This is a genomic window from Bombilactobacillus sp. ESL1202 (genome assembly GCF_058107125.1).
Genome location: NZ_CM176590.1, coordinates 762,732 through 772,382 on the forward strand (window position 1 = coordinate 762,732; position 9,651 = coordinate 772,382).

The 9,651-nt window shown below is 39.4% G+C and carries 1 protein-coding gene; it reads right to left on the reverse strand.

Going from position 1 to position 9,651, the window contains the following annotated elements:
• Positions 1-268 precede the first annotated feature (268 nt).
• The gene (locus AC3B7A_RS03480; protein ID WP_489756339.1) at positions 269-9,445 is read right to left on the reverse strand and encodes a DUF1542 domain-containing protein; all 9,177 of its coding nucleotides are present in this window, start codon (positions 9,443-9,445) and stop codon (positions 269-271) included.
• Between the last annotated feature and the right edge of the window lie 206 nt (positions 9,446-9,651).

Below are 9,651 nucleotides of genomic sequence, written 5' to 3' on the forward strand. Positions count from 1 at the left end.
TCAATCTTAGCATACTTAATTAACCAAACTAGTTAGCACTTCAACTTCTAAAAGCTAATCATTGGAAATTTCTTTTTGCACACGTTTTTATAGCTAGTTCCTAACATTCGCTAAATTGGCTGCGGTTGCTTGCAACTTCACGAGCTTTATTCAAAAAAACAAGACTATCAAGAAATAAAATTCAAGATTGTCTTGTTTTTGTTTAGCGGCTGAACTTTAGTTCTAGCCTTTTTTATTTTTGATACCAGTAACTACTAAAAATTGAAAATTATTGTTCAATCAAAACTTCACGCGCTTTGACCCATTCATTAGCAGCTACACGATAATAAACATGACCATTAACAATCAACTGCCGATCGTAACGCCATTGATTATTATTAGTAATATTCGTATTCGTTTCAACCATTAAACTTTCTGCATTGTTATATTCATAAACTTGTGTTGTAGCTGACTTCAAGGCTAAAGTACCAACTTGGGCGTTAACAACCACAGCTTGTGGCGTCCAATCAATATCAGAACTTCTGACATATTCATTCGGTGCTACTTGGTAGTAAGTTTGGCCATCAATCAATTGCTTGCGTCCATTAGTCAACCATTGCGTATTAGCAGCTAACGACCGTTGTGGTACTACTTGAGCTTGACCATTATAAATCTGAATGGCAGCACCAGATTTAACTGTTAATACACCGTCAACGCGTTGATTAGTACCACCAGCAATAAAGTCAACATCACTTGCGCGCAAATATTCATTGGCACCAACTCGATAAAAGACTTGACCATCAATCCAAGTCCGTTGATAATCTGTCTTCCAAGCTGATGAAGCACCAACGACTCGATTAGCAATTGCTTCACCATCAGCGTTATACAATTGCGCTAAACCAGCAGTTACAGAAGGCTTGACTACTACCGTTCCGACTTGATGTTTATTCACAATTGGTTTTGGTTCATGTTGTGGCTTCGTATGTGGATCGTCAGTCTCATGAATAGTTGGAATATTAACTTCAGGCATAGCAGCTAATTCAGCACGTAAAGCATTAATTTTCGCCACGCCAAGATTTTGTGAGGACAAGATTGCAGTCTTATTACCATTATCATGGGCGGTATTAACTTGAGCTTCAGCATCATCATAAGCTTGGTTAACTCGTTTTAACAAGTCTTGTTTAGCATAACTTGGAATTTTAGCAATTTGAATGTTGCCTAACATATTTTGTCGAGCCGTTTCCAACGCAGCAATCGCATTAGTTTGCGCTTGATCCAAACTTTCTTGAAAGACTGCGTCATTCAAGACACCATTAATTGCAGTAATCCCGGCTGAGGCAGCCGCATTAGCTAACTGCGGATCAGTTGTCGCTGCAATATTTTGTTGAGCAGTGTCGTATTTTTGATTAACTTGCTTGATAAAATGTTGCTTTTGTTGATCTGTCAAACTCATCTGATTAATTTCTTGGATGGCTTGATCTTTAGCATTAGTCAAAGCTTGTTGCGCGTCGGACTGAGCTTGTTGTAATTCAGCACTAGTAGCCTGATCCACTAATTGTTCAATGGCGGTAATCCCGGTTGCACTAGCAGCTTGCGCCGTCGCTTTAGAATCAGCAGCATTGATTTTAGCAGCTGCATCATCATAAGCAGCTTGAACTTTTTGTTCAAGGTCATTCTTTTGTTGCTGCGGCAACTTCATTTGATTAATTAATTGCAAAGCACTCGTTTGTTCATTTTGCAAAGCAGTTAAATCATTTTGCTTAGCATCAGCTAAAGCAAGGTCGGAATTAGCTTGCGTAATTACAGCGTTAATGGCTTGAACACCATCTTGTGAAGCTTTGTTGGCTTCAGCAGTCGTCTCTGATTGGCTAATCTTGTTAGCAGCCGCATCATAAGCACTTTGAACTTTACTATGCAAAGTCCGCTTTTGATCAGCAGATAGATTCATACTATTAATCGCAGCATCAGCGGCAGTCTTCGCATTTTGTAAAGCTAACAAGGATTGATTTTGAGCCTGAGCTAAAGTTTGATTTTGAAAATCAGACCAAGCAGCTTGAATTTTCTGCACGCCATCATTGCGTTCTTGAACGATTGTTTGAGAATCATTAGCCGCCTGAACTTTTTGCACTGCGGTTTGATAAGCTGCTTCTACTGCCTCCTTGGCGGTAGCTTTTTGGGCATCAGTTAAATCTGCTTGCGCAATTTCAGCTTCTGTCCGGTCTTTAGTTTGTTCCAAAATTGTCAAAGCAGCTTGTTGATCAGCTCTTAATTCACTGGCCTTCGTATTTGCGGTAATCACTGCTGCTTTCATAGCATTGATCCCCTCAGTCCGTGCCTGATCAACATCTTCAGTGGTCGTGGCTTGTTCAACTTGGGTCTCAGCTTGATCGTAAGCATCTTGAACAGCTTGGCGGGCAGCTTGTTTTTGTTCAGGTGTCAAATTAGCAGCACTAATTTCTTGGTTAGCCGCCAATTTAGCCTGATCTAAAGCTGCTTTGGCACTTGCCTTAGCATCCGCTAAAGCTTGCACCTCTTGTTGAGCTTGATCGAAAGCTTGATCAATAGCAGTTTTACCATTATTGTCAGCGGTAGTGGCAGCATTTGGCGTTGTTATGCCATTAACTGCATTAACGCCGGCTTGATAGGCCGTATTGACTGCATCCTTGGCAGCTTGTTTTTGTTGAGCTGTCCAACCGGAGTTATTAATTTGCTCATACTTGGCCGCACGTTCCTTCGATAAATCTAGTAAAGCTTTATCCTTGGCTTTCTGTAATTCACTGGCACTCGTTTGTGCTGCTTCTTTCGCCCGGTCGATATCTGTTTCGCCCTGGCTTTCAGCATCTGTGACCTCACTTGGTGTCGTGGCGGAATTAATCGCCGTAACGCCTGAATTATAAGCTTGATCAATGGCTTGTTTAGCATCCGCTTTTTGTTGATCATTCAAATTAGCATCCTGATCAATGGCAGCATCAGCATCATTTTTCGCAGTTAACAAATCTGCCAAGGAATCAGTTTTGGCATTTTGTAAAGCTACCGCTTGATCATGAGCTGCCGTGACAGCTGCATCAATATTAGTAATTCCCGTAGTCTTTTGTTGATTAACATCAGTCACAGTCGTGGCTGCATTCACAGCAGTAACGGCTTGATCATGGGCGGTTTTAACTGCTTGATGGGCGGCTGCTTTTTGATCAGCGTTTAAACTAATATCATTATCAATTTCTTGATCAGCGGTTTGTTGTTCTTGATTTAAAGCTTGAATAGCAGAAGTTTGCGCATTTTTTAAGTCTTGAGCTTGTTGTTTAGCATCCGTTACTGCTTGTTCAATGTTCTGAACTCCTGTCGTTTCAGCAGTTTGTGCCCCTTGTGCTGTCGTTGCGTTCTTAATGGCGGTCTTAGCTTCACCGTACTTTTGACTAATAGCAGTTTGGGCTGCTTGCTTTTGGGCATCAGTTAAATCAGAATCTTCAATTGCTTGATTAGCCTGATTCTTCGCTTCATCCAAAGCATGTTGAGCTTGGTTTTTAGCTTGCTGTAAATCAGCCGCTGATTGTTGAGCTTGCGTCAAAGCACTATTAATCTCATCTAAAGCATCATTTTTAGCAGTATTAACGCCCGTCTGGGAAGTGGCACCATTAATGGCTGTCACACCATCAGTATAAGCATTAGTCACTGCTTGATGTGCCGCCTGTTTTTGCGCAGCAGTTAAATTGGAATTATCAATAGCTTGATCTTGAGTCTTTTGAGCGGCCTCTAACTCCTTAATGGCGTCAGTCTTGGCACTTTGTAAAGCTTTAGCGGCATCAGCAGCAGATGTTACATCTTGTTGAATTTGCGCAACCCATTGATTTTGAGCGTCAGTCACTGCCGTAATGTCACTAGCACTATTGACTGCGTCTAAACCAGATTGATAATCACTAGCAACCTGTTCTTGCGCAGCTTGTTTTTGTTTCTTAGATAAATTAGGATTGTTGTCAATATCATTGTTGGCTTTAGTCTTAGCTGCTGCTAAAGCTTGAATGGCATCTTCACGTGCTTGGTGTAATTGTTTAGCTTCATTATCGGCAGTAATCACAGCATTATTGATATTTTCGATTCCCTGATCACGCGCTGTTTTAATGTCATCAACATTCGTTTTTTGAGCAATAGCACCTTGAGCATCAGTATAAGCTTGAGCCACAGCCTGATGCGCAGCTTGTTTTTGAGCCGAATTTAAATTAGCATCTTGATCAATTTGATCATCCGCTTTTTGTTTGGCTGCCGTTAATTCATCTTGGGCGTCCGTCAAAGCCTTTTGCATTTCATCTTGATCAGCCGCATCAGTTACCACGTTATTAATGGCCGCAATACCATCATCTCTTGCGGATTCAACAGCATTGATGGTTGTTTGTTGATCAATTTGGCCTTTGGCAGCTTGATAGGCAGCTTCGACCTGATCAACCGCTGTTTGAATTTGAGTAGGCGTCAAATTAGTGTGGGCTTTAATCTGTTCTTCAGCTTTATCTTTGGCACTGCTTAATTGACCCTGAGCTAAATCCTTGGCCGCTTGTAACTGTTCAGCAGTACTATTTGCATCAGCCACGGCATTATTAATTGCTGTAATGCCACGATCTTGAGCCGCCGAAACAGCAGTCAAATCACTAGCTTGGTTAACGGCTTGTTGTGCTTGTGAATAAGCATCATTAACAGCGGCTTTTGCTGCGGTCTTTTGGTCGTCAGTTAAATTCAGACGTTCAATTTTAGCCAAAGCTTCCTTTTGGGCATCAGCTAAAGCGGCTAAAGCATTGGTTTTATCATCCATTAAATCTTGCGCTGCTTGAACAACTTGATTCATCTTCGTGATCCCAGTTTGTTGAGCTTGAGTAATAGCGCTAGCAGTGGTTGCTGAATCGACAGCACTAACAGCATCATCATGAGCTTGATTAACGGCGGCAATGGCAGCTTGCTTAGTTTGATCATCTGGCCAAGTCATTTGATTAATTTTTGCCAAATCATTACTTTGAACAGTATCTAAGGCTTCTTTAGCAGCTGTCTTTTTATTGTCCAAAATACTTTGATCAGCCGTTTGCGCATTAGTTAAGACAGCATCAATTGCTTGAATACCACTAGCCTGTTCACCAACAATATTATTTAAATTATTTTCATTATTAATCGTGTCAAAGGCATCATCATAAGCATCTTGCGCATCTTGTTTGTAAGCTGCCTTTTGTTGTGCTGTTAAATTAGACAACTTATCAATTGCTGTATTAGTTTGATCTAACTTATCCTGTAAAGCTTGTTGAGCCGCTTTTTTAGCTTGAGCCAATTTAGCAATCGTAACAGCTTGATTCATGGCAGTCACACCAGAATTTACGGCTTGATTTTGCACGTCAACAGTCGTGGCCGCATCTAATTGACTTTGCGCCGTATTATAAGCTGAATTAATCGCCGTTTTAGCAGTAGTTAAGTCAGCACCCGTAATTCCTGCTTGGGTCAATTGATTCTCGGCGGCAGTTTTTGCGGCATCTAATTTAGCTTGAGCCGCTACTTTATTAATTGCTAATTGTCCATTAGTTTGCGCTGTCGTAATTGCTGTTGCACTACTTGCATTATTAATGACTTGCTTAGCCCTAGTAACTTGAACAGCTACTTGAGCTTTGGCAGTGGCTTTTTGTGAATCACTTAAATTGCCATCAGCATCAATTGCAGCGTCAGCTGCCGTGGCAGCTGCATCAATTTTGTCATTCGCAGTAGCTTTGAGACTATTCAAATTAGTATTAATCGCATCAGTGGCCACTGCAGTAATTTTTGGTAAATCAGTGCTGGTCACTGTATCAACGGCTGTTTGATCAGAAGCCGACTTTAAATGATTGGTAGCAGCAATATAAGCGTCACTAACTGTTTGTTTAGCCTTCGTTAAAGCGGCATCCTTAAGATCAGAAGCTGCTAACATTTTGTCCGCCGCTACTTTGGCATTATCCAATTGCGCTTGAACCGCCAGTTTATTAATTGCTAAAATACCACCGGCTTGAGCAGTGTCAACAGTTCCAGTAGTCTGAGCGTCATCAATGTTGTTATTAGCAGCAATCACTGCTTGATCAACAGCATATTGCGCACTTGATATTTCTTCAGGTGTTAAATTAGTGTTCTGACTGATTTTGGTTTTAGCTGCTGTGGCCGCTGCCGCAATCGCTTGTTTGGCATTAGTTTTAGCGGTTTGCAACGCATTAGCAGTGAGCGCATCAGTGGCCGCTTTAGTAATTTTTGGTAAATCATCACTGATAACATCATTAATAGCAGCTGTAGTTTTAGCATCCGTCAAATGTTGCTGAGCAGAATTATAGGCATCGCTAACTGCTTGTTTAGCCTTCGTTAAAGCGTCACCCTTAAGATCAGAAGCGTCTAATTGCTTATCTGCTGCTGCTTTAGCACTGTCTAACTTAGCTTGAGCAGCTGCTTTATTAATTGCTAAAATGCCATCTTCCTTGTTAGTTTTAACATCTGCGGGTGTAGTAGCAGAATCAACATTGTCCTTAGCCGTAGTAGCAGCATCATCAATCTTGTCCTTCGCAGCTGTTTTTTCAGCAGGTGATAGGCTACTACTATCAATGTTATTTTTAGCAGCGGTTGCCGCTGTCTCAATCTCTTGTTTTGCATTAGCTTTTAATGTATCTAAATGATTACTAATAGCTGTATCAGCCGCTGCAGTAATGCTTGGTAAATCAGTAGTCGTCACACTGTCCAGTTTAGCTTGCGTATCTGCGGCATTATAATGATCTAATGCAGTATTGTAAGCCGTATCGACATCATTTTCAGCATTCGTCAAATCATTCCCGGTTAAACCAGCGGCCGTTAATTGATCATAAGCATCCTTCTTAGCACTATCTAACTTAGCTTTAACGGCTAATTTATTAATTGCTAGAGTGCCAGCAGTTTGAGCCGCCGTAATATCATCAGTGGTTGTCGCATCGTCAATATTACCCTTAGCAGTAGTCACGGCCTCACTGACTGCTTGTAAAGCAGTAGTTTTATCAGCATCACTGAGATTACTATTGTTAATATCGTTTCTGGCATTGGTAGCAGCAGCATCAATTGCTTGTTTAGCAGTATCTCTAGCTCCATTTAACACTGCCACTTCGGGATCAATATCCAGTGGTGTTAAACTGTCAACAAAATCCTTGTTAGCCGTAAAGGTTAATGTATCACCAGGTTGTAAAGCTCCATCAGGTAAATCAAAACTGAAGTTACCATCTGCATCAGTCTTGGCCAGGTACTTATTTGTATCGCGCCAGTAATCACTAGCAATAGTTCCACCAGTAACTGGTGTCTTAGTATTATTGTGGTTAACGACTACATAGATATAAGCATCGCTTAAATCAACATCTGGTGTGGTTGAACTAACATGACCAGTAATATGCTTCTTATTAGAATCAATATCTACTTGGTCAACATTAATAAATGGTCCAGCAGAAACGAATTCTAAACGTTGGCCAGTTAAATCTTTTTGGTTTAACTGATTATAGACTGCTTGTTCGTCTGCATAAGTTTCACCTACCAGATCACTAGCTGCACTAGCATCACTTGGATCATTAATCGTATTAATTTTATTACCACTAACTGTTAACACTAACTTGTCTAATGAACCAGACGTGACATTGTCGGCACCAATATATTTAATATCGTTTAATGTTAAAGTACTATCATTAATTAATTTAGCATTAGCGTTAGTGGTTGGATCTAAAACAAAATCCTTAGGGTTATCAATATTAACTTTTGCTCCTGAAATATTAAGCAAAGTCATCGCACCTGTGCCGTCAACAGCCACTTTAAAAGTACCACCAGTAACATTAATAGCACCACTATTAATATTGACTATGGATCCATTATACGTTCCCATATCAGTACCAATAATTTCAAAATCGGCACCATCACCAATGTTTAAGGTTCCCGCAACTTGGATGGCTCCATCTTTTCCCCAACCGTTACTAATGGTGCCGCCAGTTGTAATTAATACTTTCGCACCAGTCTGAACATCTAAAGTAGAACCACTACCTAAATAAATTGCTTGAGTACTACCAGTACTATTCTTACTATCAATATTAATATTCAAGGTTGCGTTAGGATTTAAAGTAACTGTCCCAGAGCCACCAATTTTAAGTCCAACCGGATAACCGCCTCCGTCTTCAGTACTACTATTATTACCACCGTAAGGATTAAGATTAACGACAGCTCCTTCATCTAAAGTAACTTGACCTTTACCTTGAATAATAATGACGTTTTCCCGAGTCGTAGTTCCTGTAAAATGAGAACCAGACTCAAATTCTACAGAGCCATCATTACCAGTCATTTCAATAACTTGTTGAGACCCACTATCACTATTTTGGATAGCTCCATCAATCGGGGACTGATATGAAGTAACAGAATTACCTATAACGGTTCCTTTAATATAGAGTTTTTGGGCACCATTGGTATGAATCATCTGAGCACCAGTATACGTGATATTATCAAAGGTAATTTCAGCCTTATCTTTGGGATTTACTAATCCCCAGAAGGTAGAACCCCATGTATCAAGATTTGCAATAGTCAATTTCTTGCCAGTAACAATACGATTTTGTCGTAAGTCTAATTTAAATCTCTTACCGTCAGCTGACTTAATCACTAAATCCTTATTAGTATTAATGTCCCCAGATCTATTAGATATAGCAATATCACTCGTCAAAATTACAGTATGAATATTTGCATAATCAGAACTAGTAATTACATTATAAAAATCATCAGCGTTATCAACCTCAGCTTCATCACCATTAATAACTAAAGAGTTATTAACAATATGTGGTTGCTCAGTTGCAGCAGTAGCCACCGTATTATTAACTGGAGCAGTGGGTTTGGCTGGTTGTTGATTATTAGTTACTTGATCAGCGGTAATATTAGTGTCATTATCCGGATTGGTTTGGTTATCTGAAGAAGCTTGTTCAGTTGAATTATCGTTATTAACAGTCGCTGCTTGACTAGTATCATCAGTTACCTGTTGATTATTATCATCTACGGAACGATTAACATTACTCTTAGCAGTAGTTGCTAGATTATTAGCCTGTTGAACTACTGTTTGAATTTGTGCCTTAGCTGTATTTTGAATGTTAGTCAAATCAGCATTAGCTTGAGCTTGATTGAGTTGGCCACTAAATTGCGTATTAATTGCTTGTAATTTTTGTTGTAGTGGCGTTAATTGTGCAGTTGTTAAATGCAAATCCGCAATTTGACTATTAGCACTTTGAAGATTTAATTGTAGTGAACTATTAGCTGCCACTTTCCCAGCTGCTAAATCACTCTCAGTTGTTGAATTATTTACGTCTGTTGCAGTATTAACTTGATCAGCGGTTTTAGAATCATTCACACTATCAGCTGCCGCGTTAGTTTTATTATTACTTAACCACAATGTTGATGAAAATAATGTAACGCCTAAAGTCATCAATAATTTCTTTTTTTTCATATTATATCTATTCTCCTAATTATTAATTTTCAAATAAATTATTTTTCTAATTAATAATTATCTCCCCTCTCTATGTAATTAAACGTAATAAAAATTACTGTTTAACTTATTTTCCCACTTAATTTTATACCTAAATATAATTATGTTCAAAGAAAAACAACAATAATTAGGACTTTTTTTATCATCTCATAACTTTAAAGCAACAA